This window comes from Streptomyces sp. NPDC014733, from assembly GCF_043083385.1.
GTDB lineage: Bacteria > Actinomycetota > Actinomycetes > Streptomycetales > Streptomycetaceae > Streptomyces.
In genome coordinates, this window is the sequence record NZ_JBIBYO010000003.1 from 286,122 (window position 1) to 312,882 (window position 26,761).

Consider the following 26,761-nt stretch of genomic DNA (forward strand, 5'->3'; position numbering starts at 1 on the left):
CCGGTTGTCCACACCTCGTCAGAAGGCCCCCGTCACCCTCTAGGATTGTTCTTCCGATGAGCGCAACGGGGGCTTGATGACCACGCAGCCGTCTTCCGCGGGTAACCCGCCCGATGAGCGCGAACTGATGCTGGACGCGGTGTTGGGCCCGGCCAGTGAGGCGTACTACGCCGAGCGGGTCCGCTCCGGCAGCGGTGCGAGAGCCAGGGCGCAGGCGGCCCAGTCCACGGTCACGTTGTTCGCGGGCGGCATCGTGGCGGCGCTGACCTTCACCCAGCTCACCGACCGGCCGCTGAGCACCCAGTTGACCGGTGTCGCAGCGGTGGCCCTGTGGCTGTTCGCCGCTGTCCTCTATGTGCGCGCAGTGGCGCAGCCGACCGGCCCGCTGGCCGCGCCGGGCCGTGCGCGGACCCGCCTGGACCTGCTCGAAGCGGTGCTGAAGAAGGCCGACGAGGAGGCCGCCCAGGTCGACAGGCGGCAGAAGTACGCGAATGGGGTGGCCATGGGCGCGTTGGCCGTCAGCGTGCTCACGGTCGGGCTCGCGGCGGTCGCGGGCCCGAAGGAGGAGAAGGCCCCCGGCGCGGTCGCCGTCTCGCCCGCGTACGTCAAGAGTGTCCGCACGGTGTGCGCCGTGCGGGGCGAGCGGATCACCGGCCGGATCGACAAGGCATCGCTCACCACGTCCTTCGTGAACGTCACGGTCGCCGCCGGGGAATGCGGTGCCGGGAAGGGCAAGGAGACCGAGCTGGTGATCCCCAAGTCAGCTGTCCGAGCAATAGCGTGGGAAGGGGAATGACCACCGACATGGGCGCGGTCTTCCATCTCTTGTGTTTCACGCCACTCGTCCACCCCGAATCCGCGCTCGATACGGTGCGCTCGCTGCACGCCCGGGGCGATCACCTCGACGGCATCCTCGTCCTGGGCTCCGGCGCCGACGAGCCGCGGCCCGTCTCCCGGGCCGACACCGAGGACGTCCTCGATACGGTGATGCTGGAGTGCCTGGAGGCCGACGCGGACCGGCTGCCGCCGGTGACGGCCGTGCCGGGACGGCACGACGTCGGCCGGCTCGGCCGCGGCAGCGCCATGCTCGCCAGGGCGCTCACCCGCTACTGGGGCGATTACGAGCCGGGGCTGTGGCGGGGCGACGAGCCGGACATCGTGGAGGCCATAGTCGAGATGTCCTTCGCCGCATTCCTCGAATGGTCCGGGAAGTTCGAGAACTCTCCCCTGTGGCGACCGGGCGTCCTGCCGGGCGAGGGATCGATGACCCTCGGCACGGGCACGGGCACCCTCGGCATCGTCGCCGCCAACACCGTCTTCCGGATGGCGGTGCCGGACGCCACCGCAGACCTGGCCACCTGCACCCTGGGACAGCTGGACGGCGCGGTCGGCGGCGCGTACCTCCGGTGGGCCGAGGCACACGACCTCACCCTCCTGATCGCGGGCCACTCCGCCGCCGTCCCGGAGGCGCTCGCCCCGATGCTCCCGAGGACGGTGCTGCTCGCCCCCGAGGGGGAGTCCGCCCGGTCCGGTTCGGCCGCGCGGTGGCTGGTCGCCCCGCGTGGTACGACACGCCAGCACCGGCTGCTGCGCGTGGAGTTCACCGGCGGCGGGGCGCCGAAGGTCCGTGACCTCGCGGCGCCACCCGCGGAGCAGCCGGTTGCGCTGCCGAGCCTCCGGCGCGGCGGGAACCGTGTCGCGACGCCCGGCCCGGCCGCGCCGGAGAGCTACGACGAGCAGGCCGCGGTGGCGGAGCTCTACCGGCAGATCGGCACCGGCCGGACGGTCCTGGTGGCGGTCTCGGGCGTGCGCGGCGGCGCCGGTCCGATCGACACCGATGAGCTCACCCGGCGGCTGACACAGGACGTGTACGGCCAGCTGCTCGATCCGGCGCCGACCACCGCCGAGATCTGGAACACCGCTCTGAGCGAACTGGGCCCCTCGGCGGTGGGCCGGCACGTCGACCAACTGCGCTGTGCGGAGCAGGAGTCCGCGACCTCCGTCCTCCGCGTCCTGCAGGCCCCGTGGCGGCGGATCTACGACTTCACGGCGTCCGACACCTTCTCGTCGCTCCTCGAACGCGACCCGGGGACCGCGGAGACCAGCACCTTCGTCAACGCCCTGGTCCAGAAGCCCGCGGTCGGCAACGCCACGGTCGAGGCGGTGGCCATGCACGGCACCCCCACCGCTCCCGACGCCCTCGACTTCTCCGCCCCGGCGGACGACGGCTTCTCACCGCGTGCACTGTGGTTCCGCAAGCTGAAGGCGGAACTGCTGACCCACCCCACGGTCTTCATGGCTGCCTCGCCCAGCAGCCGGTCGCTGTGGAACGCGATCGCCCTGACCCAGCCGCAGGACGGGACGGGGCACTCTCCCCGATTCCTCGTCTCGGGGCCGGGGACCGCCGCGGACCGCGCCCGGATCCGGCAGGCCGGCCTGACACACATACAGCTGCCGCCGCACGAGTTCGCGGTGGAGAAGCTGCGGCCGGGGCTGGAGATCCTCCAGCAGGGCAAACGGCGACTGGCCGAGATCCGGAACGGCGCCCGGCGGCGCTCCGGGATCAAGACCGTCTCGTCCCTCGTCGACAACGCGCCGAAGGGCAGCGTGGAGTTCCTCAAGGGGCAGGACCCGACGTGGGGCGATGTCAAGGACGGCATCGCCGTGAAGCTCTCCATCACCGACCGCATCCGTGCCGCTGCGCAGCCCGCGGCGGACGGGAAGTACCGGATCGTCCTGGTGGAGGGCCGGGCCGGCTCCGGTAAGACCACGGCCCTGATGCAGTACGCCCATGAGCTCCTCCAGGCGGGGCGGAGCGTGGCGTGGATCGACCGCGAGGCGACCGATCCGCTGCCGAACCTGAAGGCCCAGGCCCTCCGGATGTCGGCGGACGCGATCTTCGTGGACGACGTCGACATCTTCGGCAGTCTGAGTGCCTCCCTGCTCCGGGAGCTCGGCAACGGCGGCCGGACGCTGATCGTCGCGGCGATCAGGACGACCCGCTCCGACGAACTGGACGTCACCTTCCGCTCCCAGCGGGTGTCGGCGGACGAGCCGTTGAACGACGAGGATCTGGGGCGCATCGTCGATGTGCTGCACCGGCACGGTCTGCCGGGCGTCCTCAAGCGGCAGAAGTTCCGTCCCGAGAAGATCGACAAGCTGCGGGAGCTCTGCGACCGCAATCTGCTCGCGGCCATGATCCAGGTGGTCACGGGCAAGCGCTTCGAGGACAAGGTCGCCAGCGAGTACCACCAGCTGGACGCCGAACAGGTCGCGGTCTATGCGACGGTGTGCGTCTTCGAATCCACCATCGTCTTCAAGAAGCGCGGCATCGAGCTGGACGACCTGCTCCAGATCGTCTCCGGGCGCGGTGCCCCGAAACCGTCGATGAGCCGGGCGATCAACCGGCTCATCGACCGGCGCATTCTCACCCTGGGCCCGGACGGGACCGTGCGGTGCCGGCAGCGCACCATCGCGGACACCGTGGTCGAGACGGTCCTCAAGAAGAATCCGGGCGGGCTGGCCGGCGTCATCGAGTACCTGCTGCGGTTCTACGCACAGTACGCGGCCGACATCCGAGACAACGACAACCCCTACCGCCGGATCCTGATCCGGCTGCTCAGCCACTCCCTGATGGTGTCGCTCCGGCTGCGGCCCCCGCAGGTGCGGGACATCTACAGCACCGTTCACGAGCTGCTGCGGGACAACTTCCACTACTGGTTGCAGCGCGGCGAGTACGAGCTGGAGCGCGGCGATCTCGGCATCGCCGAGAACCATCTGGAGACCGCCCACGGCTGCGAAGGCGGTGCGAGCGATCATTTCGTCCTCACCGCGTGGAGCGCGATCCGGCTGCGCCGGTCGACGGAGAGCCCCGCCGACGGCTTTCTGCGCGACCGTGCGCAGGAGGCCATCGACGTGCTGGAAGGTGTCACGAAGCGCCATGGAGGCGCCTCGCCGCACTCCTTCTCGGTGGTCGCCCGCCGGGGAACCGAGTGGGTGGAGGCGTGCGAGCAGTCGTTCTCCGCCAGCCGGGTCGAGGACTTCCTCCGCAAGATCCTCGAAGTCGTCGACGTCGGCCGGCGGGTCTGCAAGGACAACCACGAGTTCATGCGGATCGCCGACGAGTTCGGCCCCAAGGTGAACCGGCTTCTCCAGCGCAATCAGGGCATCCCGCTGTAGCGCGCGACAGCGCCCCGGATGCCGTCGGCCGCCCCGCCTCACTCCGGAAGGCGGGGCGGCCGCGGCGTGCCGGGAACGCCGGACGGCACCGACGGGCGCCGCACGGTCCGCTCAGACGGGGCGCTTCCGCCACACGAGCGTGTAGCGCCAGAACAACCGGACACCAGGTCCCTTCCCTCACGGCACCTCGTGCGAGGGGGTTCCGGCCAACGGTGATGCGCCGGACGGGCTGTGCGGCGTCCTCGCCGAGGACGGTACGGAGGCCGCCGACTCGGGGTGACCCCCTGAAGGAATATTGCATAACCCTGCCCTCAACCGTATAGTCATGCCATCAAGGAGGAGGGTCCCATGGCGGTACGTGCAGCAGTGGCCGGTGCGAGTGGGTATGCGGGGGGTGAGGTCCTGCGCATGCTGCTGGGGCACCCGGAGGTCGAGATCGGTGCGGTGACCGGGCACTCCAGCGCCGGGCAGCGCCTGGGCTCCCTCCAGCCGCATCTGCTCCCGCTGGCCGACCGTGAGGTGCGGCCGACCTCCGCCGAGGCGCTGGCCGGGCACGACGTCGTCTTCCTCGCGCTGCCGCACGGGCAGTCCGCGGCGGTCGCCGAGGAGCTGGGCCCGGAGGCGCTGGTCATCGACTGCGGTGCCGACTTCCGGCTCCGGGACGCCGCCGACTGGGAGGCGTTCTACGGATCGCCGCACGCCGGTGTCTGGCCGTACGGGCTGCCCGAGCTGCCCGGCGCGCGGGCGGCGCTCCAGGGCACCAAGCGGATCGCGGTGCCGGGCTGCTACCCGACCGCCGTCTCGCTGGCGCTCTTCCCCGCCTACACCGCGCGGCTCGCCGAGCCCGAGGCGGTGATCGTCGCCGCGTCCGGCACCTCCGGCGCAGGCAAGGCCGCCAAGCCGCATCTGCTGGGCTCCGAGGTGATGGGCTCGATGAGCCCGTACGGCGTCGGCGGCGGGCACCGGCACACGCCGGAGATGATCCAGAACCTCAGCGCGGTGGCGGGCGAGCGGGTCGGCGTCTCGTTCACGCCGACGCTCGCGCCGATGCCCCGCGGCATCCTCGCCACCTGCACCGTCAAGGCGCTCCCGGGCGTGGACGCGGCGGCGGTCCGCGCCGCGTACGAGAAGGCGTTCGCGGACGAGCCGTTCGTGACGCTGCTGCCCGAGGGGCAGTGGCCGGCGACCGCCGCGGTATGCGGCGCCAACACCGCGCAGATCCAGGTGGCCCTGGACCCGGCCGCCGGGCGGATCATCGCGATCTGCGCGATCGACAACCTCGCCAAGGGCACCGCCGGCGGCGCGGTGCAGAGCATGAACCTCGCCCTCGGCCTCCCGGAGACCACCGGGCTGCCGCTTGTCGGAGTGGCCCCGTGAGCCCCGGGGCCCGCGCGGGCGGGCGGTACGGGGCGGGCGCCGGGTCCACGACGGACGCGGCCGGAGAAATGATCGAGGAGAAGCAGTGAGCGTCACGGCAGCACAGGGATTCACGGCGTCGGGCATCGCCGCCGGAATCAAGGAGAACGGCAACCCGGACCTCGCCCTCGTGGTGAACCACGGGCCGCGCCTGGCCGCCGCGGGTGTCTTCACCTCCAACCGCGTCAAGGCCGCGCCGGTCCTCTGGTCCGAGCAGGTCCTCAAGGGCGGCGAGGTCTCCGCCGTCGTCCTCAACTCCGGCGGCGCCAACGCCTGCACCGGCCCGCAGGGCTTCCAGGACACCCACGCCACCGCTGAGAAGGTCGCCGCCTCGCTGAACACCGCGGGGCACGACGGCACCGGCGGTCACGCCCCCGGCGCCGTCGCCGTCTGCTCCACCGGTCTGATCGGCGAACTGCTGCCGATGGACAAGCTGCTCACGGGCGTCGACAAGGCCGTCGCCCAGCTCACCCCGCACGGCGGTGAGAAGGCCGCCATCGCCATCAAGACCACCGACAGCGTCCACAAGACCGCCGTCGCCACCGGCGACGGCTGGACCGTCGGCGGGATGGCCAAGGGCGCCGGGATGCTCGCGCCGGGCCTGGCCACCATGCTCGTCGTCCTCACCACCGACGCCGACGTCCCCGCCGAGGGGCTGGACGCCGCGCTGCGCGCCGCGACCCGCACCACCTTCGACCGGGTCGACTCCGACGGCTGCATGTCCACCAACGACACCGTGCTGCTGCTGGCCTCCGGCGCCTCCGGCGTCACCCCCGAGTGCGCCGCGTTCGCCGAGGCCGTCCGCACCGTCTGCGACGACCTGGCCCGGCAGCTGATCGGTGACGCCGAGGGCGCCAGCAAGGACATCCGCATCGAGGTGATCAACGCCGCGAGCGAGGACGACGCCGTCGAGGTCGGCCGCTCCATCGCCCGGAACAACCTCCTCAAGTGCGCCATCCACGGCGAGGACCCCAACTGGGGCCGGGTCCTCTCCGCCATCGGCACCACCTCCGCCGCCTTCGAGCCCGACCGGCTGAACGTCGCCATCAACGACGTCTGGGTGTGCAGGAACGGCTCCGTCGGCGAGGACCGCTCCCTCGTCGACATGCGCTACCGCGAGGTGCGCATCACCGCCGACCTCGCCGCCGGCGGCGACTCCGCGGTCATCTGGGCCAACGACCTCACCGCCGACTACGTCCACGAGAACAGCGCGTACTCGTCGTGACCCACCGCCCGCCCGCCGCCCGCGCATCCGCCCCGAGCCCAGCCAGCGAGGCCGTCGCATGAGTACCCGTAAACACACCGCGTTGCCCAAGGCCCGCACCCTCATCGAGGCGCTGCCCTGGCTGACCCGCCACCACGGCAAGACCGTCGTCATCAAGTTCGGCGGCAACGCCATGGTCGACGAGGACCTGAAGAACGCCTTCGCCCAGGACGTCGTCTTCCTCCGCCACGCCGGACTCCGTCCGGTCGTGGTGCACGGCGGCGGCCCGCAGATCAGCGCCCAACTCGACCGCCTCGGACTGGAGTCGGAGTTCAAGGCGGGCCTGCGGGTCACCACGCCCGAGGCGATGGACGTCGTCCGGATGGTGCTCGCCGGGCAGGTGCAGCGTGAGCTGGTCGGCCTCCTCAACCGGCACGGCCCGCTCGCCGTCGGCATGACCGGCGAGGACGCCCAGCTGATGACCGCCACCCGGCACTACGCGTCGATCGACGGCGAGCGGGTGGACATCGGCCGGGTCGGCGAGGTCACCGCCATCGACACCGGCGCCGTGCGGGCGCTGCTGGACGACGGCCGCATCCCCGTCATCTCCTCCGTCGCGGCCAGCGGCGACGACGGCGACCACGGCGTCTTCAACGTCAACGCCGACACCGCCGCCGCCGCCCTCGCCGCCGCCCTCGGCGCCGAGACCCTGATGGTCCTCACCGACGTCGAGGGGCTGTACGAGGACTGGCCGAACAGCGACGAGGTCATCTCCCGGCTCACCGCCACCGAACTGGAGGCGCTGCTGCCGGATCTGGCCAGTGGCATGGTCCCCAAGATGCGGGGCTGTCTGCACGCGGTCCGCAACGGCGTGCACACCGCCCGCGTCATCGACGGGCGGGTCCAGCACTCCATCCTGCTGGAGATCTTCACCGACGAAGGCATCGGCACGATGGTCGTGCCGGACGACGACACCGGGAACGGTACGGACGAGGGGACGGCATGACCGACGCGACCGGCAACACCGACTTCCAACGGCGCTGGCAGGGCGCCATGATGGACAACTTCGGCACCCCGCGCCTGGGGCTCGTCCGGGGTGAGGGCACCACTGTCCGGGACGCCGACGGCGCCGCCTACCTCGACTTCCTCGGCGGCATCGCGGTCAACGCCCTCGGCCACGCCCACCCCGCGGTGGTCCGCGCCGTCACCGACCAGATCAGCACGCTCGGCCATGTCTCCAACTTCTACGTCTCCGGGCCGACCGTCACCCTCGCCGAGCGGCTGCTGGCCCTCGCCGGGCGCCCCGGGCGCGTCTACTTCTCCAACTCCGGCGCCGAGGCCAACGAGGCGGCCTTCAAGATCGGCCGCCGCACCGGCCGTACCCACATGGTCTCCACCGCCGGCGGCTTCCACGGCCGGACGATGGGCGCCCTGGCGCTGACCGGCCAGCCCGCCAAGCAGCAGCCGTTCACCCCGCTGCCCGGCGACGTCGACCACGTCCCGTACGGCGACGTCGAGGCGCTGCGCGCGGCGGTCACCACCGACACCGCGTTCGTGATCCTGGAGCCCATTCAGGGCGAGAACGGCGTCGTCGTCCCGCCGCCCGGCTACCTCCGGGCCGCCCGCGAGATCACCGCCGCCACCGGCACCCTCCTCGTCCTCGACGAGATCCAGACCGGCATCGGCCGCACCGGCCACTGGTTCGCCGCCCAGGAGGAGGGCGTCGAGGCGGATGTCGTCACGCTCGCCAAGGGGCTGGGCGGCGGTCTGCCGATCGGTGCGACGCTGGCGTTCGGCCCGGCCGCCGACCTGCTGACGCCCGGCTCGCACGGCTCGACGTTCAGCGGCAACCCGGTCGTCTGCGCGGCGGCGCTCGCCGTCCTGGACACCATCGAGCGCGACGGTCTGCTCGACCACGTCAAGCGGACCGGGGAGCGGCTGCGCTCCGGGATCGAGGCGCTGGCGCACCCCGCGGTCGCCTCGGTCCGCGGTGCGGGCCTCCTCCTGGGTATCGTCTTGACGGAGCCCCTCGCGCCTCAGGCGCAGCAGGCGGCTCAGGACGCGGGCCTGCTGGTGAACGCGGTCGCGCCGGACGTCATCCGGCTCGCCCCGCCGCTGATCGTCTCCGACGACGACGTGGACACGTTCCTCCGCAAGCTGCCCGGCGTCCTCGACACGGCCCGCGAAGCGGCCGACGGGGAACAACGATCCGGAGACTGACGAAGCGATGCATGAGGCGCAGGACAACGAAACACTCGGTGGAGGCCAGGCCGTACCGCAGACCCGTACCGCCCGCCACCGCCGGATCGTGGACATCCTCAACCGGCAGGCGGTCCGCTCGCAGAGCCAGCTCGCGAAGCTGCTCGCCGACGACGGTCTCTCCGTCACCCAGGCGACGCTCTCCCGGGACCTGGACGAGCTGGGCGCGGTGAAGATCCGCAACACCGGCGGGGAGCTGATCTACGCGGTGCCCAGCGAGGGCGGCGACCGCACCCCGCGGGCGCCGCTGGGGGAGTCGGCCAAGGAGGAGCGGATGCGCCGCCTCTCCGGGGAGCTGCTGATCTCGGCCGAGGCGTCCGCCAACCTCGTCGTGCTGCGCACCCCGCCGGGCGCCGCACAGTTCCTCGCCTCCGCGATCGACCAGGCCGAACTGCACGACATCCTCGGCACCATCGCCGGCGACGACACGCTGATGCTGATCAGCCGCGACCCGGCGGGCGGTCAGGCGCTCGCCGACCATCTGCTGCGGCTGGCGCAGAAGGCGCACTGAACCACCCCACGACGCGGGCCCGGCACCGACCTCACCGGTCGGTGCCGGGCCCGCGTCGTCGTCCGGACGAAGGGCCCGGGCGCGCCCCCGCAAACGGCGGCGCGCCCGGGCTCCCGTCACCACCGGCCGGTCAGCCGGTGTGCTCCTGGCAGCCGACGCAGCAGCGGGCGTACGGCAGGATCTCCAGCCGCTCGGCGGGCACCGGCTCGGCGCACCGCGCGCAGGTCCCGTAGGTGCCCGCGTCCAGCCGTGCTTCGGCCTGCTCGATCTCGGCGAGCACCTGGCGGATCGCGGCGGTCTGCGCCGTCAGCAGCGCGTCGGTGCCGGGCGGTGCCTCGCCCTCGATGGCCGAGAGCTGCGCCAGCCGGGCGTCACGCTCGTGCACCAGGCGCCGGCGGGCGTCGTCGGCGCCGATCCGTTCGGCGGGGGTTTCGGCGCGGGCCGCATCAGGCGACATCGTGGACGGTTCCTTTCGCTGCGCCACGGGGGCTGCGGCGGGCGTGCCCCGGCCCGGGTCCGAGACCGGGCCGGGACGCGGCCACCGCAGCCCCCGGTACGCCGCCGGCGACGGTGCCGGGGCGGGCGGGTGACGGGACGGCGGGCGGCGGTCACCGCCCGGCCGGAAGCGGCCCGGACCGCGTCCCGTGGCGGCACCCCGCCCGGCAACGCGAACCGTCGCTCCCGTCTCCCAGCCTCGCCGCAGCCGCCCGTCCCGTACATGGGTGGCACCACCCATCTCCGGCTGCGCCAGGGATGTATGCCCTGGTCAGGGATGGGCCGCGCGCCTGATCGACGTCGCCGCCGGGTACCGGCAGGCTGGGCCCGGTGCCCGACCCGGGCGCCCCCGAGGTCCCGGCGGATGGGAGAGTGAGCCGATCAAGGAGGTGTGGCGCGCGGTGTCGCTGTTCTGGCGGATCTTCGGGCTCAATGCGGTGGTGCTGGGAGCGGCCACCGCGTTGCTGCTGTGGGCGCCGGTGACCGTTTCGGTACCGGTGGGGCTGACCGAGGCGGTGGTGCTCGTCGGCGGTCTCGTCGTCATGCTGGTCGCCAACGCGGCGCTGCTCCGCATCGGCCTCGCCCCGGTCGACCGGCTCACCCAGCGGATGGTCACCGTCGATCTGCTCCGCCCCGGCCACCGGCTGCCCGTCGACGGCCGCGGCTCCGTCGCCGTTCTGCTGCGTACCTTCAACGAGATGCTCGACCGGCTGGAGTCCGAACGCGCCGCGAGCACCGCCCGCGTCCTCTCCGCCCAGGAGTCCGAGCGGCGCCGTATCGCCCGGGAGCTCCACGACGAGGTCGGCCAGAGCATGACCGCGGTGCTGCTGGAGCTGAAACGCGCCGCCGACCGCGCCCCGGACGAGCTGCGCGGCGATCTCCGGCATGCCCAGGAGACCACCCGGCAGAGCCTGGACGAGGTCCGCCGCATCGCCCGCCGGCTGCGCCCCGGGGTCCTCGACGACCTCGGCCTGACCAGCGCCCTCGCCGCCCTCGCCACCGACTACGCCACCCACACCGGCCTCTCGGTGCGCTGCCGCTGCGACAGCGGCCTGCCGGACCTGGGCGCCGCCGCGGAGCTGGTGGTCTACCGCGTGGCCCAGGAGGCGCTGACCAACACCGCCCGGCACGCCGACGCCCGCACCGTCGAGCTGACCCTGCGCCGTACGCCCGGGGCGGTGGTGCTGGAGGTCCGCGACGACGGCCGCGGCATGGGCCGGGCCCGCGAGGGCGCCGGGATCCGCGGGATGCGCGAACGCGCCCTGTTCATCGAGGCGGACCTGGACATCGGGCCCGCGCCCGCCGGGGGCCTCGGCGTCCGGCTGACCGTCCCGCTGCCCGGGCCGGAGAAGGGAGCCGCATGATCGACCGCAGCGCACCCGCCCCCGTCCGCATCCTCCTCGCCGACGACCACGCCCTCGTCCGGCGCGGCGTGCGGCTGATCCTGGACGGCGAACCGGACCTGGAGGTCGTCGCCGAGGCGGGCGACGGCGCCGAGGCCCTCGCGCTCGCCCGCGAGCACCGCCCCGATCTGGTCGTGCTGGACGTCGCCATGCCCCGGATGACCGGCCTCCAGGCAGCCCGTGAACTCTCCGCCGCCCTGCCCGGCCTGCGGATCCTCATGCTGACGATGTACGACAACGAGCAGTACTTCTTCGAGGCGCTCAAGGCGGGCGCCTCGGGCTACGTCCTCAAATCCGTCGCCGACCGCGACCTCGTCGAGGCCTGCCGCGCCGCGATGCGCGGCGAACCCTTCCTCTACCCGGGCGCGGTCACCGCGCTGATCCGCCATTACCTCGACCGCGTCCGGCAGGGCGACGGCGTACCGGAGAAGATCCTCACCGCCCGCGAGGAGGAGATCCTCAAGCTCGTCGCGGAGGGCCACTCCTCCAAGGAGATCGCCGCCACCCTCGTCATCAGCGTCAAGACGGTCGAACGCCACCGCGCCAACATGCTGCACAAACTCGGCATGCGCGACCGCCTGGAGCTGACCCGGTACGCGATCCGGGTCGGCCTGATCGAGCCGTAGCGGTACCGGCGGGGGAGGGAGCGGATGACGGGGACCGGAGAGGGGAGGGACGGGATGGCGCGGCGGAGCGGACGGCGGTCGGCGGGCCCGGCCGCCCGTGATCGGTACGGCCTGCGCGGTCCTGTCCTCCGTACGCTGCTGCTGCTCACCGCCCTGCTCCTCGGTGCGCTGCCCCCGCCGGCGGGGGAGCGGGGGGCGGTGCCGTCCCTCCCCGCGGCGGGCACGGCCCGCCCGGCGGCCGCCGCGTACGCACCGGGGGACGCCCTCGTCCCGGATTCCGGCCCCGGCACGGGCGCCGCCGGGCCGCACACCGCATCCGGCCCGCGTGAGCTGCGCTGTCCGCGTCACCTGCGCACCGGCCCGGACCGGGCCGCGCCCGCCGCCCCGGGCACCCGCGCCCACCCGCTCGCCCGCCCCGCGCCCCCGCACGCCGTCCCCTTCACCGGCGGGCCGCGGGCCGCGCCCGTCGTCCGCCACCCGGCCCCGTCGCCGCGGTCCGGCCCGGGGGCCGGACCCGAGCAGACGTACCACCCGCCGGCGGGCCCGCCGCCCGCTGCCGTCCTTCCCGTACCGCCGTACACCGGGCCGCGCCCGCCGCGGATCCGTGCCGCCTCCGCGGGCGCGCCCGGGTTCGCCGCGCTTCCCCCGGCCCGCGCCCCGCCCTCCTCCGGCAGCTGACCGACGTCCTGTCGCACTCCACCGCGCCCGGCAACGCCCGGACGCGGTACGCCTGTTGGAGGCACCATGACCCGCGCCACCAGGGTGCGCGCGCTGCTCGCGTTCGCCGTGCTCGCCCTGTCCGCCTATCTCGCCGTGACCCAACCCGTCCGGCTCGGTCTCGATCTGCGTGGCGGTACGCAGCTCGTGCTGGAGACCCGTGACTCCCCGTCGGCGCAGGCCGACCGGGACGCCACCGACCGCACGCTGGAGGTGCTGCGCCGCCGGGTGGACGCCCTCGGCGTCGCCGAGCCCTCCCTCACCCGCTCCGGCGACCACCGCATCGTCGTCGAACTCCCCGGCGTCCAGGACCCGGCCCACGCCGCCGGGGTCCTCGGCCGCACCGCCCAACTGACCGTCCACCCCGTCCTCGGCGCCGCCGCCCCCACCGACCGCCCGGCCACCGGCAAGGACACCACCGGCAAGGCCCCCGGCAAGGACGCCGGGCCCGTGCTGCCCGACGAGTCCGGCGCCCGGCTGCGGCTCGGCCCGCCCGCGCTCACCGGCGACGGGGTGGAGAACGCCACCGCCCGGTTCGACGCGGAGCGCGGTACGGGCTGGCACATCGCCCTCGACCTGCGCGGTTCGGGGGAGCACGCCTGGGAGAAGCTCACCGCCGAAGCGGCCTGCGCGGCCCCGGGCGACCCGGCCCGCCGCGCCGCCATCGTCCTCGACGACAAGATCATCTCGTCGCCGCAGGTCGACCCGTCCGTCGTCTGCGGCACCGGCATCACGGGCGGCGCCACCCAGATCACCGGCGGCTTCGACCAGGAATCCGCGAAGGAACTCGCCCTCCTGATCAACGGCGGCGCCCTCCCGGTCCCCGTCGAGACCGTCGAGCAGCGCACCGTCGGCCCGACGCTCGGCGCCGCCGCCCTCGACTCCAGCGCCCGCGCGGCGCTCCTCGGCACGGCGCTGACCGCGGTCTTCCTCGCCGTCGTCTACCGCCTCCTCGGCGCCCTCGCCGCCGCCGCGCTGGCCTGCTACGCCCTGATCTCGTACGCCGCACTGCTCGCCGTCGGCGCGACCCTCACCCTCCCCGGGCTCGCCGGGTTCGTCCTCGCCATCGGGATGGCCGTCGACGCCAACGTCCTGGTCTTCGAGCGGGCCCGCGAGGAGTACGCGGCAGGCGGCCGGACCCGGTGCGGCACACCGCGCCGCAGCCCCCGCGCCGCGCTCACCGCCGGTTTCCGGCACGCCTTCAGCGCCATCGCCGACTCCAACCTCACCACCCTCCTCGCCGCCGGTCTGCTCTTCGTCTTCGCCTCCGGCCCGGTCCGCGGCTTCGGGGTGACCCTCTGCATCGGCGTCCTCGCCTCCATGGTGAGCGCCCTGCTGATCACCCGCGTCCTGGCCGAACTCGCCCTCTCCCGGCGGGCGGTGACCCGCCGCCCCGGCCTCACCGGCCTCACCCGCCCCGGCCGGGTCCGCACCTGGCTCACGAAGCGCGCCCCCGACCCGCTGCGCCACCGCCGCCGCTGGCCGCTGCTGACCGCCCTCGCGCTCGCGCTGGCCGTCACCGGCATCGTGGTCCGCGGCGTCGGCTTCGGGGTGGAGTTCACCGGCGGCCGGATGATCGAGTACACGACGAGCGCACCCGTGGACGCCGAACGGGCCCGTACCGCCCTGGGCGACGCGGGCTTCCCGCGTGCGGTGGTCCACACCTCGGGCACGAAGGAGCTGACCGTCCGCACCGAGCCGCTGTCCACCGCCGAAGGGAAACGGGTCACCGAGGTGGTTTCCGGGCTGGGCGGCGGCGCGGAGAAGGTGCGCGACGAGCAGATCGGGCCGAGCCTCGGCTCCGAACTGCGCCGCGGCGCGCTGATCGCCCTGGGCGTGGCGCTGGCCGGGCAGATGCTCTACCTGGCGATCCGGTTCCGCTGGACCTTCGCCCTCTCCGCGGTCGCCGCGCTCGCCCATGACGTGGTGGTGCTGGTCGGCGCCTTCGCCTGGCTGGGCAAACCGGTCGACGGGGTCTTCCTCGCCGCGCTGCTGACCGTCGTCGGCTACTCCGTCAACGACTCCGTCGTGGTCTTCGACCGGGTCCGCGAACTGTGGGCCGCCGACCGGGCGACGCCGTTCCGTACGATCGCGGGCCGGGCGCTGCTCCAAACCGTGCCGCGGACGGTGAACACCGGCATCGGCGCGGTCTTCATCCTCGCCGCGCTGGCCGCCCTGGCCGGTGACGCGCTGACCGACTTCGCGGTGGCGCTGCTCATCGGCATCGGGGTCGGTACGTACTCGTCGATGTTCACGGCGCTGCCGCTGGCCGTCGCGCTGGAGGCGGCGAGCGGCGCCCCGCCGCCGCAGCCGGCCCGCCCGCGCGGCGCCCGCACCCGCCGCCCGGCGGGCGGGCGTCCGCGCCACGACACGGGCGCCCGCGTCTGACCCGGTGGGCGGTGGTCCGGCCACCCGGCCCGACCACCGCCCACCCGGGGCGTACAGCCGAAAAAACCCGCCGACCTGGAGATTTCTCTCCGGCCGACGGGCCTTCGCACCGTCGGGACGACAGGATTTGAACCTGCGACCCCTTGACCCCCAGTCAAGTGCGCTACCAAGCTGCGCCACGTCCCGGTGCATGTACCGACCGGAAGTGCTCCGGTCGGGGCGTGCAGAAGAAAAATACCCTGTCCGGTGCCCGGAGACCAAAAGCGGGGTCCCCGAGCGGTCCCGGGCGGAGGCCCGGCGCGGTGCGCGGACCGTCTCGGCCAGGGGCGGACGGCTGCACCGGCGGACCGGCGCGCGGCGTGTTTCGATGAGGTATGGCCACGAAATCTTCCGCCGACGGCCTGCGGATCCGCAGGGTGTACGAGGCTCCGGAGTCGTCCGACGGCGCACGGGTGCTGGTGGACCGGCTCTGGCCGCGAGGGCTCTCCAAGGAGGACGCGGAGCTGACCGAGTGGTGCAAGGCGGTCGCGCCCTCGACGGACCTGCGCCGCTGGTACCGGCACGAACCCGAGCGGTTCGCGGAGTTCGCCGACCGCTACCGGGAGGAGCTGGCGCGGGACGCCGATGCGGGCGAGGCGCTGCACCATCTGCGGGAGCTCGCCGACGACGGCCCCATGACGCTGCTGACCGCCACGAAGGACCTGGCGCACGGGCATGTGCAGATCCTGCTGGAGGAGCTGCGCGCCACCGGCTGACGCGCCCCGGCCCGGACCGCGGCCCCCACCCTCCCGCATTGACGAACCATGCGGTCCACTGCATACTTATGCCTATCAGCGCAGGGATCGCAGGGGGATCCGGGGCCGCGCGCCTCGTGCCCGTCCGCCGTGGCGCCCCGTCGCGGATACGGCCGGACGCGACTTCGTCCGGCCCGGCTCGTTACCTGATCGACCTTCGTACGACGGCCGCCGCCCGCCCCGCGCGGGCGGTGTACCTCACCACCTCCGAGGAGCAGCAGTGAGCAGCAACAGCGGTGACGTCCGGCTCTGGGGCGGGCGGTTCGCCGACGGTCCGGCCGAGGCGCTGGCCCAGCTTTCCGCGTCCGTCCACTTCGACTGGCGGCTGGCCCCCTACGACATCGCCGGCTCGCGCGCCCACGCCCGGGTGCTGCACACGGCGGGGCTGCTCACCGCCGACGAGCTGGAGCGCATGATCGCCGGTCTCGACCGGCTGGAGGCGGACGTCGCCGACGGCTCGTTCACCGGCACCGTCGCCGACGAGGACGTCCACACCGCCCTGGAGCGCGGACTGCTGGAGCGGCTCGGCCCCGACCTCGGCGGCAAGCTGCGCGCCGGACGCTCCCGCAACGACCAGGTCGCCACGCTCTTCCGGATGTACCTGCGCGACCACGCCCGGATCATCGGCGGGCTGATCGCCGGCCTCCAGGAGGCGCTGGTGGGCCTCGCCGAGGCGCACCCGGACGTCGCCATGCCGGGCCGCACCCACCTCCAGCACGCCCAGCCGGTGCTCTTCGCCCACCATGTGCTCGCCCACGTCCAGTCGCTGTCGCGGGACGCCGAGCGGCTGCGGCAGTGGGATGAGCGGACCGCCGTCTCGCCGTACGGCTCGGGCGCGCTGGCGGGCTCCTCGCTCGGGCTCGACCCGGAGGCGGTCGCCGCCGACCTCGGCTTCGAGCGCGGCAGCGCCGGGAACTCCATCGACGGCACCGCCTCGCGGGACTTCGTCGCGGAGTTCGCGTTCATCACCGCGATGATCGGCGTCAACCTCTCCCGGATCGCCGAGGAGATCATCCTGTGGAACACGAAGGAGTTCTCCTTCGTCACCCTCCACGACGCCTTCTCCACCGGCTCGTCGATCATGCCGCAGAAGAAGAATCCGGACATCGCGGAGCTGGCGCGCGGGAAGTCCGGCCGGCTGATCGGCAACCTCACCGGCCTGCTGGCGACGCTCAAGGCGCTGCCGCTCGCGTACAACCGTGACCTCCAGGAGGACAAGGAGCCGGTCTTCGACTCCTGCGACCAGCTGGAGGTGCTGCTCCCGGCGTTCACCGGCATGATGGCGACGCTCACCGTCAACCGCGAGCGGATGGCGGAGCTGGCCCCGGCGGGCTTCTCGCTCGCCACCGACATCGCCGAATGGCTGGTCAGGCAGGGTGTGCCGTTCCGGGTGGCGCACGAGGTCGCCGGTGAGTGCGTGAAGGTCGCCGAGGCCGAGGGCAAGGAGCTGGACGAGCTGACGGACGAGCAGTTCGCGAAGATCTCCGCCGAGCTGACCCCCGAGGTCCGCACCGTCCTCGACGTCCCCGGCGCGCTCGCCTCCCGCAACGGCCGCGGCGGCACCGCCCCGTCCGCCGTCGCCGTCCAGCTCGCCGAGGTCAAGGCGGACCTCGCCGTCCAGCAGAAGTGGGCCGCGGCCAAGCGCTGACCCGTACCCGCCCGCACCGGTGGCGGCCCCTTCCGTGTGGAGGGGCCGCCACCGTCGTATGCGTCACCCCACGAACCGTCCGGGACGTCGAACGCCAGGATGAGACAATGGCGTCTCAGTCGATTAAGGTGCGTCTCATGGCTGTGGACCGTTCCCATGTACTCACCGCCGCCGCGGCGCTCCTCGCCCGGCGGCCCACGTCCTCCATGGACGAGATCGCCCGCGCCGCCGGGATCGGCCGCGCCACCCTGCACCGCCACTTCGCCGGACGCGACGCCCTCATCCGCGCGCTGGAGGAGCTGGGCATCGAACAGCTCACCCGCGCCCTGGACGCCGCCCGGCTCGACGAGGGCTCCGCACCGGCCGCGCTCCGGCGGCTCGTCGCCGAGGCCGAACCGGTCGCCGGCGTCCTCGCCTTCCTCTTCACCGAGAACCAGCTCTTCGAGGGCGCGGAGATCAACGAGGGCTGGACCCGCCTCGACGCGCGGATCCACGCGCTGTTCCGCCGCGGCCAGGAGGAGGGCGACTTCCGTATCGACCTCGGCGCCGCCTGGCTGACCGAGGCGTTCTACGGCCTGATCGGCGCCGGTGCCTGGGCCGTCCACGACGGCCGGGTGGCCCGTAACGACCTCACCCACTCGATCGCCGAGCTGCTGCTCGGCGGTGCACGACGGAGCATGGAGAAATGACCGAGAGCGCACCGGTGGGCCCCGGTTCCACACGCGAGGACCACCCCCGCCCAGGACGCTGGCTGGCGCTCGCCGTCCTCGTGCTCGCGGTGCTGCTGGTCGGCGTCGACGCCACGGTCCTCGGCCTGGCCACCCCGTACCTCAGCGAGGACCTCCAGCCGTCCGGCGCCCAACTGCTGTGGATCGGCGACATCTACTCGTTCGTCATCGCCGGTCTGCTGGTCTCGATGGGCAGCCTCGGTGACCGCATCGGCCGCAAGAAGCTGCTGCTCATCGGCTCCGTGGTGTTCGGCGGGATGTCGGCGCTGTGCGCGTACGCGACCAGCCCGGAGATGATGATCGCGGCGCGGGCGCTGCTCGGCGTGGCCGGGGCGACGCTGATGCCGTCCACCCTCGCCCTGATCCGCAACCTCTTCCACGACCCCCGGGAGCGCAGTCTCGCGGTCGGCATCTGGGGCGCGATGGCCTCCGCGGGCACCGCCGTCGGCCCGGTCCTCGGCGGCTTCCTGCTGGGTCACTTCTGGTGGGGCTCGGTCTTCCTGATCAACCTTCCGGTGATGGCGCTGCTCGTGATCGTCGGCGCCCGGGTCATCCCCGAGTCGCGCAACCCCGAGCCGGGCCCGTGGGACCTGCCCAGCGTCGCGCTCTCGCTCGTCGGCATCGTCGCCGTGGTCTACGCGATCAAGGAGGCGGCGGTGCACGGCTTCGGCTGGGACATCGCGGTGGCGGCGGTCGTCGGCGTCACCGCGCTGGTGGTCTTCGTCCGCCGCCAGTACGCCCTCGCCTCACCGCTGCTGAACATGAAGCTCTTCCACCACCGGGGCTTCTCCGGCGCGGTCCTCGCCGATCTGCTGACCATCCTCGGCCTGTCCGGACTGGTCTTCTTCCTCTCGCAGTTCCTCCAGATGGTGCAGTTGCGGCCGCCGCTCAACGCCGGACTCGTCGAACTGCCCGCGGCGGTCGGCGCGGTGGGCGCGGGCCTGACCGCCGGGTACGTCGCCCGGCAGCTCTCCGTCCGCGTCGTGGTGGCCGGCGGTCTCGCCGTCGTCGGTCTGGCGCTCGCCGGGTGCGTCGCCCTGCACGCCGACACCAGCACCCTCGCGCTGACCGTGATCCTCTTCGTCGTCGGCATCGGCGCCGGGTTCGCCTTCACCGTCACCGCCGACGTCATCCTCTCCAGCGTCCCCAAGGAGGAGGCGGGCGCCGCCTCCGCGGTCTCCGAGACGGCCTACGAACTGGGCGCCGCGCTCGGCATCGCCCTGCTCGGCTCCATCGTCACCGGCATCTACCGCGGCTTCCCCACCCCGGCGGGCGTGCCGGGCGACGCGTCCGCCGCGGCCCATGAGTCGCTGGGCGGCGCGGTGGACACGGCGCGGGCGCTGCCGCCGGGACAGTCCGAGGCGCTGCTGCACTCCGCGCAGAACGCCTTCGTCGAGGGCCTGGACGTCGCGGCGGGTATCGGCGCCGCGCTGCTGCTCACCGCCGCGGTCGTCGCCTGGTTCCTGCTGCGCGGCCAGGAGCTCGGCGACAGCCCCGGGGAACGGCCCGCCGGCGCACCGCAAGACACCCTTTAGGGGGAACCGCCTCCGGGCCATCGGAGGCGGAGCGGCCCCTCCGGACCTCGTTCCTCCCGGCCCCCGGGCCCGGCGCACCCCTCGCGCCGGGCCCGTTCCCGTACGCCCGACACGCCCGGGCCACCCCGCCGCGCTCCTGCGCGCACCACCCCGCACCACCCCCTCCCGCTCCGTACTTGCCCGTCCGGCCGGTTTGGGTGCGGATGGGGGACGCGGGGCGGGGCGGGGGCGTGTCGGCGCCGGGGCGTGGGCGGGGCGGCAACCATGATCGCCACGGCGCGCCGGGCGTACCGGTGGCCGACGGGCCGATGTCCGCCGCCCGTTCACGTCCGCGTCGCGTCGCGGAGATCGGCGCGCCCGCCCCGCCCGCTTGACTCTCCGTCCGTTCCCTTCCGCCCGGGACCTCCCAGGAGAGTGACGCAGTGCGCGAGATCGGACGACGTTCCTTCCTCACCGCTGCCGGGGCGCTGGCCACCACCGGCGCCCTCGGCACCCCCACCTACGCCACCGGCCACGCCCGTGACGCGGCCACCGCCACCGAGTACGTCGACGTGCAACTCCTCAACATCACCGACCTGCACGGCTACCTCCAGGGCGCGCCCGGCGGAAACTCCGTCATCACCGGTGCGGGCGGCCGGAGATACACCGTCGGCGGCGTCGCCTACATGGCCGCGCACCTGAAGGCGCTGCGCGCCGGACACACCAACTCCGTCTTCTTCGCCCCCGGAGACCTCTTCTCCGGCTGGGAGTTCGACGCCGCCGCGCTCGCCGACGAGCCCACCATCGAGGCGCTCAACGCCATGGGCCTGGACTTCGCGTCCGCCGGCAACCACGAGTTCGACAAGTCGGCGCGGTACCTCACCACACACATGGCGGGCGGCAAGCCCTTCCCCGTCGTCGACCGCGACGACGCCTTCAAGGACTCCACCGGCATGCGCTTCAAGGGCGCCGACTTCGCCTACTACAGCGCCAACATGACCTACGTCGCCGACGGGAAGACCGTGCTGCCGCCGTACAACGTCGTGCACGTCGACGCGGGCGGCGGTCGCACCCTGCCGATCGGCTTCATCCACCTCACCGCCGTCGGCACCGAGTCGTTCCCCGGCTCCTACCAGCCCGGCCTGCGCACCCTCGACGAGCTGGAGACCGCCAACCGCTGCGCCGCCGAACTCAAGGCCCAGGGCGTCCGCGCCATCGTCCTGAGCATGCACGACGGCGCCGTCGCCGGCGCCGACTTCAACAGCGGCACCAACCCCTCGGGCCCCGCCTACGAACTCGCCCTGCGCGCCTCGTCCGACATCGACGCCATCGTCACCGGCCACTGGCACTGCGCCTTCTCCATGATGCTGCCGGACCCGTCGGGCAGGCCCCGCCCGTTCGTCGAGGCGGGCTGCTACGGCCAGCTGATCAACGAGATCACGCTCCGCCTCGACCCCGCCACCGGCGCGGTCGTCCGCGAGCTGACCACCACGACCAACCACCCCAACACCCGCGACATCACCCCCGATCCCGTCCTCCGCGAGATCGCCGACTACTGGGCCGGATACGGCACCCGCCGCGCCGCCACCCCGATCGCCACCCAGACCGCGTCCTTCACCCGCACCCGTAAGGACACCGGCGAGAGCACCATGGGCAACCTCGCGGCCGACTGGGCGCTGTGGGCCGGGCGGCAGCCGCTCGACCCGATGGCCGACCCGGGCGGGCCCGCCAACACCCCGGCCGACCTCGCGCTGATCGTGGTCGCGCCCCGCCAGGGCCAGTCCGTCATCGCCGCCGACCTGGTGCACGACGCCGAGAGCGGCGGCACCGTCACCTTCGGCGCCGCCTGGAACGCCGTCGGCTTCGGCGACCCGATCATGACCGTCACCGTCACCGGGCGCCAACTCCACGATGCGCTGGAGGAGCAGTGGGCGCCGGTGCCGGGCGGCGGCCTCGGCTACGCCCCGCTCGCCGTCTCCGGCAACGTCCGCTACACCTTCGACGCCACCGGCCCGGCCGGCAACCGCGTCGACCCCGCCGAGGTGTTCATCGACGGCAAGCCCCTCGACGAGAAGCGCACCTACCGCCTCGCCGCCCCCTCGTACACCCTCATCAACCAGGACGGCTTCAGCGCCTTCCTCGGCTTCACCGAACCGGTGCGCCACACCCGCGACTTCGAGAGCTTCATCGCCTACGTCCGGCAGACGAAGAAGCTCACCCCGGCGGCCACCGACCGGGTCCGGGTGAAGAACGCCACCGCGCCCCACGCCCGCACCGGCACCATCACCGAACGCCCCCGCCCGCTCCAGGACGACGGCACCGCCATCCCCCGCCCCGAGGCGGCCGTGACCACCGCCCTCGCCCGGGGCCGCCGCGCCGCCGGCGGCTTCCGGGTCCCCTGCTGAGCACACACGCCGACGGGCCGCACCCCGAGGGATGCGGCCCGTCGTGCGGCGGACGGTCAGGCGGCGCGCGCCTTGGTGGCGTAGACGTCCACGTACTCCTGGCCGGACAGCTCCATCACGTCGCTCATCACCTCGTCGGTGACGGCCCGCAGGACGTAGCGGTCGCGGTCCATGCCGTCGTACCGGGAGAACTCCAGCGGCTCACCGAAGCGGACCGTCACCTTGGCGACACGCGGCACGCCCTTGCCGCCGGGCTGCACCTTGTCCGTGCCGATCATCGCGAACGGGACGACGGGCGCGCCGGTCATCAGCGTCAGCCGGGCGATGCCGGTACGGCCGCGGTAGAGACGGCCGTCGGGGGAGCGGGTGCCCTCCGGGTAGATGCCGAACGCATGGCCCTGCTCCAGGACCCGGCGGCCGGTCATCAGCGCCGCGACGCCGCCGCGCCCGCCGTCGCGGTCCACCGGGATCATCCCGGAGCTGCGGAAGAACCACGCCATCAGCCGGCCCTTGAGCCCCTTACCGGTGACGTAGGAGTCCTTGCCGATGAAGTACACCGGCCGCTTGACGACCAGGCTCAGGAACAGCGAGTCGATGAACGTGACGTGATTGCCGGCCAGGATCACCGGGCCGGTCTCCGGGATGCGCTCCGCGCCCTCGACCGTGGGGCGGTACAGGACGCGCATGACGAATCCGAGGATCGCCTTCAGCAGAATGCGGGACAACGGGTCCTCCGGGCGTGACGGGTCGGCGGGCGGTGATGACGGAACGCTGCGGCTCAGGACGATACTCGCGGGTCACCTGTGGTCGCACACCGGGTTCATCCGGTCGCTGCACGGAGTTGCCCCCTGTTGGTGCCCCGTTCTCCACAAATCCCTCTGCGGTCTCCCCGAACTCCTTCATTCGTGCATACGATCGACCGGCCGCCCGGCCCCCTACCCCTGGTCGGCGCGGCTGATCAGACGATTCAGAGAGCAAGGAGCGGGGATGCACCAGGGCCAGCAGCCGGGACGGCGCAAGATACTGGGGGCCGCGGCCCTCGGCGCGGGCGCGGTGGTGTTCGGCGCCGCCGGACAGGCCGCAGCGGCCGAGCGCACCGCTACGGCGGCGAGCGGCCGTCCGGGTCACGGCGGCGCGGGCGGCGAACTGCCCGTCCCGCTGATCGTCGGCCACCGCGGCGCCAGCGGCTACCGCCCCGAGCACACCCTCGGCTCCTACCAACTCGCCCTGGACATGGGCGCGGACGTCATCGAGCAGGACCTCGTCCCCACCAAGGACGGCCACCTGGTCTGCCGGCACGAGAACGACATCACGGCGACCACCGACGTCTCCGCGCACCCCGAGTTCGCGGACCGCAAGACCACCAAGACGGTCGACGGGGTGAAGCTCACCGGCTGGTTCACCGAGGACTTCACCCTCGCCGAGCTGAAGACCCTCCGCGCCAAGGAGCGCATCCCGCAGACCCGTCAGCACAACACGCTCTACGACGGCGTGTGGGAGGTCCCCACCTTCGACGAGGTGCTGCGCTGGGCCGACCGCGAGGGCCGCCGCCGTGGCCGCCGCGTCTGGCTCCACATCGAGACCAAGCACCCCACCTACTTCCGCAAGCTGGGCCTGGGCCTGGAGGAGCGGCTGGCGAAGGCGCTGCGCGCCTACGGCCGCCACCGCCGCACCTCCCCGAACTTCCTCCAGTCGTTCGAGCCGAGCAGCATCCAGCGGCTGGGCAAGCTGGGCCTGGAGTGCCCCAAGGTCGTCCTGCTCGACGCGCCCGACACCCGGCCGTGGGACTTCGTCGAGTCCGGCGACCCGCGGACCGTGGCCGACCTCATCGAGCCCAAGGGCCTGCGGTGGATCGCGGACTTCGCCCAGGGCATCGGCCCGGCGCTGGACCAGATCATCCCCCGGGACGCGTCCGGTAAGTCCGGCCCGCCCACCTCGCTGGTCAAGGACGCGCACGCGGCCGGTCTGGTGCTGCACCCCTACACCGGGCGCAACGAGAACACCTTCCTGCCGACCGACTACCGCCGCGGCACCGACCCGAACGCCTACGGCGACGCCCGCGGCTACTTCCGCGCCTGCCTGGCGACCGGCCTCGACGGGATGTTCTCCGACAACCCGGACACCGCGCTGCTGGTGGCCGAGGAGTTCCGCAAGGCCTGAGCCGTGGCCTGATCCGCCCGGCCCGTTCCGGCCGGTGCGCCGCGGACCGGCCCGCCGCCCGCCCCGTTCCCCCGGGGCGGGCGGCGTCGGGAATGTCACAGCGGGCCGCCGGTCCGTTCCGGTTGCGGCGGCGGGCCCGCAGAATGCTCGCGGCGCGATTGCCGCCGGTGCTTTGCGGGGAGCCCTGGAGAGCACCGGCGGCGGCCACGCCGGGAGCGGCGGTGCCTGCCGGGCGCCGCCGGTCAGGGCCATCGTTCCGGGAGCCGCCACCACCCTCATGGCACCCGGACACCGCGAACCGAAAAGGGGAGGACAACGCGCATGGGCACGAGCGTGACCATCTCTGCGGCGACCGACCAGGACGCCGAGCAGATCCTCAAACTCCAGTACCTCTGCTACCAGCCCGAAGCGGCGCTGTGCGACGACTACGGCATCGAACCGCTCACCCAGAGCCTGGCCGGGCTCCGCGAGGAACTGGCCACCGGCTGCGTGGTGGTCGCCCGCCTCGGCGACGAGGTCGTCGGCTCGGCCCGCGGCACCGTCGACGCCGACGGCACCGCCCGCATCGGCAAGCTCATCGTCCATCCCCGGCTGCAACGGCACGGTCTCGGCGGCAGGTTGCTGGCCGCCGTCGAGGCACGGCTGAGCGCCGAACGCGCCGCCACCCGCTACCGCCTCCTCGCCACCCGCCGCGGCGACGGCGGTCTGCGCCTCTACCGCAGCCACGGCTACGCCCCCGTCCCCGCCGAGGAGACCGGCCGCCGCCCGGGCCGCATCACGTTGGAGAAGCCGGCGACGGCACCGGCGTACGCCGCCGGAGCCTGAGCCGCGCGCCGCGGGGCCGCATCGCGCAAGGCCCCGCGGCACGGTCGCGCCCGCAGGCGTCAGGCGGTACGCGCCCGCCGCAGCCAGAGCAGACCGGTGACCGGCAGGATCACCGGGATGAAGAGATAGCCCATGCCGTAGTCCGACCAGACCGTGGCGTCGGGGAAGGCGGCCGGGTCGAGCAGCGTCCAGGTGCCGATGCCGAAGACGCCCAGCAGCTCCAGCGCACAGCAGACCAGCGCCGCCCGGCGGGCACCCTCACCGCCGCGCACCAATGAGAAGGTGATGAAGCCGTAGACCACCGCGGAGACCGCGGAGAGCGTGTAGGCCAGCGGCGCCACGTGGAACTGTGCGAGCAGCTGGTAGAGCGAGCGGGACGCGGCGGCGACGGTGAAGATGCCGTAGAGCGCGACCAGCAGCCGTCCGGGGCCGGAGCCCAGCGAGCGGCGGCCGTCGGCGGCGGTGTCCTGTGCCTCGGTCTCCACGGTCTCAGCCATTGCCGCCTCCCCAGATGTCGAAAAGCCTGACTTCCAGCACCGCCAGCACCACGGCGCCCGCCGCGACGGTGGCCGAGCCCCAGCGGGTCCGCTCCGACAGTGACATGAAGCCGGTGCCCGGTACGCACGCCGCCGCGCCGATCAGATAGGCGAGGAAGAGTGCGGTGCCCTTGTCGGGGGCGTGGCCGCCCGCCAACTGCACGATGCCGACGACGAGTTGCACGATCCCGAGGAGGGAGACGACGGCCATGCCGATGAAGTGCCAGTCCTTCGTGGGCTCGTCGCGGTACGCGGCGAAGCCGCACCAGGCGGCCAGGGCGAGGGCGGTCGCACCGACCGCGATCGTCAGGGCGTCGATCACCGGGACCTCCGCGCGGCACGGCGGCACACCGTGGGGTTGTGGGGCATGAGGCGATGCTAATCGGCCCGTACCGGACGATCGCGCGCGGGCCCGGCCCGGCGGGGGAGCGGCGCGGCCGGTCCGTCCGCCCGTCCTTCCGGGGCGCGCCCCGCCGCGCGGTCGTCCCGCCGGCCGTGGCGTTGGCCACACGGCCCGGGCCCGCGTCGGGCGGACCGGCCGGGCGCGGGCCTCCCCGCGCGCGCGTTCGCGCAGGCCGCGCGCCCGGGGGAGGGCGGGCGCACCGGGTGGGCCAGGCCGGGAAGCCGTCCACGCTCCGACATCGGCCGTCCGCTATTCGGACGCGCTGGCTCGACTGGGACGCTTGTCTGGTTTACTTGCCGCCATGACCACGACGAGCAGCCGCACCCCTGCGACCGAGGCGATGACGACGCCCGGTGCTCGTTGCATGTGTCGAATGTGTGACCGCTGAGGGCCCCCGCCTGAGCCTCGCGCCCCGAAGCGAGACCTGCTGCCATGAGCCGGAAGCGTCCGCCCCCACGGACCCGGCCACCCCGCGTCACCGGAACCCGAAGCCCGCTCTTCGGCGTCTTTCAGGTCCCCGGTTTCCCATGCCGCGAAAGAATGCCCCGTG

Annotated in this window: 22 protein-coding genes and 1 tRNA gene; 18 read left to right on the forward strand and 5 right to left on the reverse strand. The window is 73.4% G+C overall.

The window, feature by feature from the left end; all coding sequences use genetic code 11:
* Nucleotides 1-76: 76 nt before the first annotated feature.
* The 7 genes from ACF1BH_RS09460 (at nt 77) to ACF1BH_RS09490 (ending at nt 9,569) form a co-directional block, all read left to right on the forward strand.
* Nucleotides 77-796: a hypothetical protein gene (locus tag ACF1BH_RS09460; RefSeq protein WP_391641839.1), complete on the forward strand. Its 720-nt coding sequence runs from the start codon at nt 77-79 to the stop codon at nt 794-796.
* Complete coding sequence (locus ACF1BH_RS09465) at nt 793-4,179, forward strand: hypothetical protein (protein WP_391641840.1); 3,387 nt, start codon at nt 793-795, stop codon at nt 4,177-4,179. The genes ACF1BH_RS09460 and ACF1BH_RS09465 overlap by 4 nt, the downstream gene beginning before the upstream one ends.
* A 348-nt stretch (nt 4,180-4,527) precedes the next feature.
* On the forward strand, nt 4,528-5,556 hold the full coding sequence (argC, locus tag ACF1BH_RS09470) for an N-acetyl-gamma-glutamyl-phosphate reductase (RefSeq protein WP_391641841.1): 1,029 nt from the start codon (nt 4,528-4,530) through the stop codon (nt 5,554-5,556).
* An 85-nt stretch (nt 5,557-5,641) separates the two neighbouring features.
* Nucleotides 5,642-6,820 carry a bifunctional glutamate N-acetyltransferase/amino-acid acetyltransferase ArgJ gene (gene argJ / locus ACF1BH_RS09475; RefSeq protein WP_391641842.1) on the forward strand — a complete coding sequence of 393 codons (1,179 nt, stop codon included), beginning with the start codon at nt 5,642-5,644 and terminating at the stop codon, nt 6,818-6,820.
* 58 nt (nt 6,821-6,878) lie between these two features.
* Nucleotides 6,879-7,805, forward strand: a complete 927-nt coding sequence (argB, locus tag ACF1BH_RS09480; RefSeq protein ID WP_391641843.1) for an acetylglutamate kinase — start codon at nt 6,879-6,881, stop codon at nt 7,803-7,805.
* Complete coding sequence (locus ACF1BH_RS09485; RefSeq protein WP_391641844.1) at nt 7,802-9,019, forward strand: acetylornithine transaminase; 1,218 nt, start codon at nt 7,802-7,804, stop codon at nt 9,017-9,019. The genes argB and ACF1BH_RS09485 overlap by 4 nt, the downstream gene beginning before the upstream one ends.
* 7 nt (nt 9,020-9,026) lie before the next feature.
* Nucleotides 9,027-9,569, forward strand: coding sequence for an arginine repressor (locus ACF1BH_RS09490; RefSeq protein WP_391641845.1), 543 nt, complete (start codon nt 9,027-9,029; stop codon nt 9,567-9,569).
* 130 nt (nt 9,570-9,699) lie between these two features.
* Here the strand turns inward: ACF1BH_RS09490 and ACF1BH_RS09495 are convergent, their stop codons facing one another.
* The gene (locus ACF1BH_RS09495) at nt 9,700-10,026 is read right to left on the reverse strand and encodes a TraR/DksA family transcriptional regulator (protein WP_391641846.1); all 327 of its coding nucleotides are present in this window, start codon (nt 10,024-10,026) and stop codon (nt 9,700-9,702) included.
* A 439-nt stretch (nt 10,027-10,465) separates the two neighbouring features.
* Between ACF1BH_RS09495 and ACF1BH_RS09500 the strand changes: the two genes are divergently transcribed.
* The 4 genes from ACF1BH_RS09500 (at nt 10,466) to secD (ending at nt 15,198) form a co-directional block, all read left to right on the forward strand.
* Nucleotides 10,466-11,428 carry a HAMP domain-containing sensor histidine kinase gene (locus tag ACF1BH_RS09500; protein ID WP_391641847.1) on the forward strand — a complete coding sequence of 321 codons (963 nt, stop codon included), beginning with the start codon at nt 10,466-10,468 and terminating at the stop codon, nt 11,426-11,428.
* Nucleotides 11,425-12,093, forward strand: coding sequence for a response regulator (locus tag ACF1BH_RS09505; RefSeq protein WP_391641848.1), 669 nt, complete (start codon nt 11,425-11,427; stop codon nt 12,091-12,093). The genes ACF1BH_RS09500 and ACF1BH_RS09505 overlap by 4 nt, the downstream gene beginning before the upstream one ends.
* A gap of 24 nt (nt 12,094-12,117) precedes the next feature.
* Nucleotides 12,118-12,771, forward strand: a complete 654-nt coding sequence (locus tag ACF1BH_RS09510) for a hypothetical protein (protein ID WP_391641849.1) — start codon at nt 12,118-12,120, stop codon at nt 12,769-12,771.
* 66 nt (nt 12,772-12,837) lie between these two features.
* Complete coding sequence (gene secD / locus ACF1BH_RS09515) at nt 12,838-15,198, forward strand: protein translocase subunit SecD (RefSeq protein WP_391641850.1); 2,361 nt, start codon at nt 12,838-12,840, stop codon at nt 15,196-15,198.
* A gap of 112 nt (nt 15,199-15,310) precedes the next feature.
* On the opposite strand, the gene ACF1BH_RS09520 is transcribed toward secD, so the two are convergent.
* Nucleotides 15,311-15,384, reverse strand: a tRNA-Pro gene (locus tag ACF1BH_RS09520).
* A gap of 188 nt (nt 15,385-15,572) precedes the next feature.
* Here ACF1BH_RS09520 and ACF1BH_RS09525 point away from each other — a divergent pair.
* From ACF1BH_RS09525 to ACF1BH_RS09545, 5 genes are all read left to right on the forward strand, one after another.
* Nucleotides 15,573-15,953 carry a DUF488 domain-containing protein gene (locus ACF1BH_RS09525; RefSeq protein WP_391641851.1) on the forward strand — a complete coding sequence of 127 codons (381 nt, stop codon included), beginning with the start codon at nt 15,573-15,575 and terminating at the stop codon, nt 15,951-15,953.
* A 259-nt stretch (nt 15,954-16,212) separates the two neighbouring features.
* Nucleotides 16,213-17,640, forward strand: coding sequence for an argininosuccinate lyase (argH, locus tag ACF1BH_RS09530; RefSeq protein ID WP_391641852.1), 1,428 nt, complete (start codon nt 16,213-16,215; stop codon nt 17,638-17,640).
* Between the two features lie 137 nt (nt 17,641-17,777).
* Nucleotides 17,778-18,329, forward strand: coding sequence for a TetR/AcrR family transcriptional regulator (locus tag ACF1BH_RS09535; protein WP_391641853.1), 552 nt, complete (start codon nt 17,778-17,780; stop codon nt 18,327-18,329).
* On the forward strand, nt 18,326-19,903 hold the full coding sequence (locus ACF1BH_RS09540) for an MFS transporter (protein ID WP_391641854.1): 1,578 nt from the start codon (nt 18,326-18,328) through the stop codon (nt 19,901-19,903). The genes ACF1BH_RS09535 and ACF1BH_RS09540 overlap by 4 nt, the downstream gene beginning before the upstream one ends.
* 422 nt (nt 19,904-20,325) lie before the next feature.
* Entirely contained in the window at nt 20,326-22,287 is a 1,962-nt protein-coding gene (locus ACF1BH_RS09545) for a bifunctional metallophosphatase/5'-nucleotidase (protein ID WP_391641855.1), read from the forward strand.
* Between the two features lie 56 nt (nt 22,288-22,343).
* Here the strand turns inward: ACF1BH_RS09545 and ACF1BH_RS09550 are convergent, their stop codons facing one another.
* On the reverse strand, nt 22,344-23,012 hold the full coding sequence (locus ACF1BH_RS09550; protein WP_391641856.1) for a lysophospholipid acyltransferase family protein: 669 nt from the start codon (nt 23,010-23,012) through the stop codon (nt 22,344-22,346).
* Nucleotides 23,013-23,274: 262 nt separating this feature from the next.
* Here ACF1BH_RS09550 and ACF1BH_RS09555 point away from each other — a divergent pair, with 262 nt between their 5' ends.
* Complete coding sequence (locus ACF1BH_RS09555; RefSeq protein ID WP_391641857.1) at nt 23,275-24,447, forward strand: glycerophosphodiester phosphodiesterase; 1,173 nt, start codon at nt 23,275-23,277, stop codon at nt 24,445-24,447.
* A gap of 321 nt (nt 24,448-24,768) precedes the next feature.
* Nucleotides 24,769-25,272 (forward strand): GNAT family N-acetyltransferase, encoded by a 504-nt coding sequence (locus ACF1BH_RS09560; RefSeq protein ID WP_391641858.1) that lies wholly within the window; start codon nt 24,769-24,771, stop codon nt 25,270-25,272.
* 59 nt (nt 25,273-25,331) lie between these two features.
* Here ACF1BH_RS09560 and ACF1BH_RS09565 read toward each other — a convergent pair whose 3' ends face one another.
* Nucleotides 25,332-25,769: a hypothetical protein gene (locus tag ACF1BH_RS09565; protein ID WP_391641859.1), complete on the reverse strand. Its 438-nt coding sequence runs from the start codon at nt 25,767-25,769 to the stop codon at nt 25,332-25,334.
* Nucleotides 25,762-26,130 carry a hypothetical protein gene (locus tag ACF1BH_RS09570; RefSeq protein WP_391641860.1) on the reverse strand — a complete coding sequence of 123 codons (369 nt, stop codon included), beginning with the start codon at nt 26,128-26,130 and terminating at the stop codon, nt 25,762-25,764. Before ACF1BH_RS09570 ends, ACF1BH_RS09565 begins: the two co-directional genes overlap by 8 nt.
* Nucleotides 26,131-26,761 lie beyond the last annotated feature (631 nt).

Excerpts from the sequence above, each read along its gene's own strand:
- ACF1BH_RS09460 (WP_391641839.1), top strand. The coding sequence starts at position 77 with ATGACCACGCAGCCGTCTTCCGCGGGTAACCCGCCCGATGAGCGCGAA.
- ACF1BH_RS09465 (WP_391641840.1), top strand. The coding sequence starts at position 793 with ATGACCACCGACATGGGCGCGGTCTTCCATCTCTTGTGTTTCACGCCA.
- argC (WP_391641841.1), top strand. The coding sequence starts at position 4,528 with ATGGCGGTACGTGCAGCAGTGGCCGGTGCGAGTGGGTATGCGGGGGGT.
- argB (WP_391641843.1), top strand. The coding sequence starts at position 6,879 with ATGAGTACCCGTAAACACACCGCGTTGCCCAAGGCCCGCACCCTCATC.
- ACF1BH_RS09485 (WP_391641844.1), top strand. The coding sequence starts at position 7,802 with ATGACCGACGCGACCGGCAACACCGACTTCCAACGGCGCTGGCAGGGC.
- ACF1BH_RS09490 (WP_391641845.1), top strand. The coding sequence starts at position 9,027 with ATGCATGAGGCGCAGGACAACGAAACACTCGGTGGAGGCCAGGCCGTA.
- ACF1BH_RS09495 (WP_391641846.1), bottom strand. The coding sequence starts at position 10,026 with ATGTCGCCTGATGCGGCCCGCGCCGAAACCCCCGCCGAACGGATCGGC.
- ACF1BH_RS09505 (WP_391641848.1), top strand. The coding sequence starts at position 11,425 with ATGATCGACCGCAGCGCACCCGCCCCCGTCCGCATCCTCCTCGCCGAC.
- ACF1BH_RS09510 (WP_391641849.1), top strand. The coding sequence starts at position 12,118 with ATGACGGGGACCGGAGAGGGGAGGGACGGGATGGCGCGGCGGAGCGGA.
- secD (WP_391641850.1), top strand. The coding sequence starts at position 12,838 with ATGACCCGCGCCACCAGGGTGCGCGCGCTGCTCGCGTTCGCCGTGCTC.
- ACF1BH_RS09525 (WP_391641851.1), top strand. The coding sequence starts at position 15,573 with ATGGCCACGAAATCTTCCGCCGACGGCCTGCGGATCCGCAGGGTGTAC.
- ACF1BH_RS09535 (WP_391641853.1), top strand. The coding sequence starts at position 17,778 with ATGGCTGTGGACCGTTCCCATGTACTCACCGCCGCCGCGGCGCTCCTC.
- ACF1BH_RS09540 (WP_391641854.1), top strand. The coding sequence starts at position 18,326 with ATGACCGAGAGCGCACCGGTGGGCCCCGGTTCCACACGCGAGGACCAC.
- ACF1BH_RS09555 (WP_391641857.1), top strand. The coding sequence starts at position 23,275 with ATGCACCAGGGCCAGCAGCCGGGACGGCGCAAGATACTGGGGGCCGCG.
- ACF1BH_RS09560 (WP_391641858.1), top strand. The coding sequence starts at position 24,769 with ATGGGCACGAGCGTGACCATCTCTGCGGCGACCGACCAGGACGCCGAG.
- ACF1BH_RS09565 (WP_391641859.1), bottom strand. The coding sequence starts at position 25,769 with ATGGCTGAGACCGTGGAGACCGAGGCACAGGACACCGCCGCCGACGGC.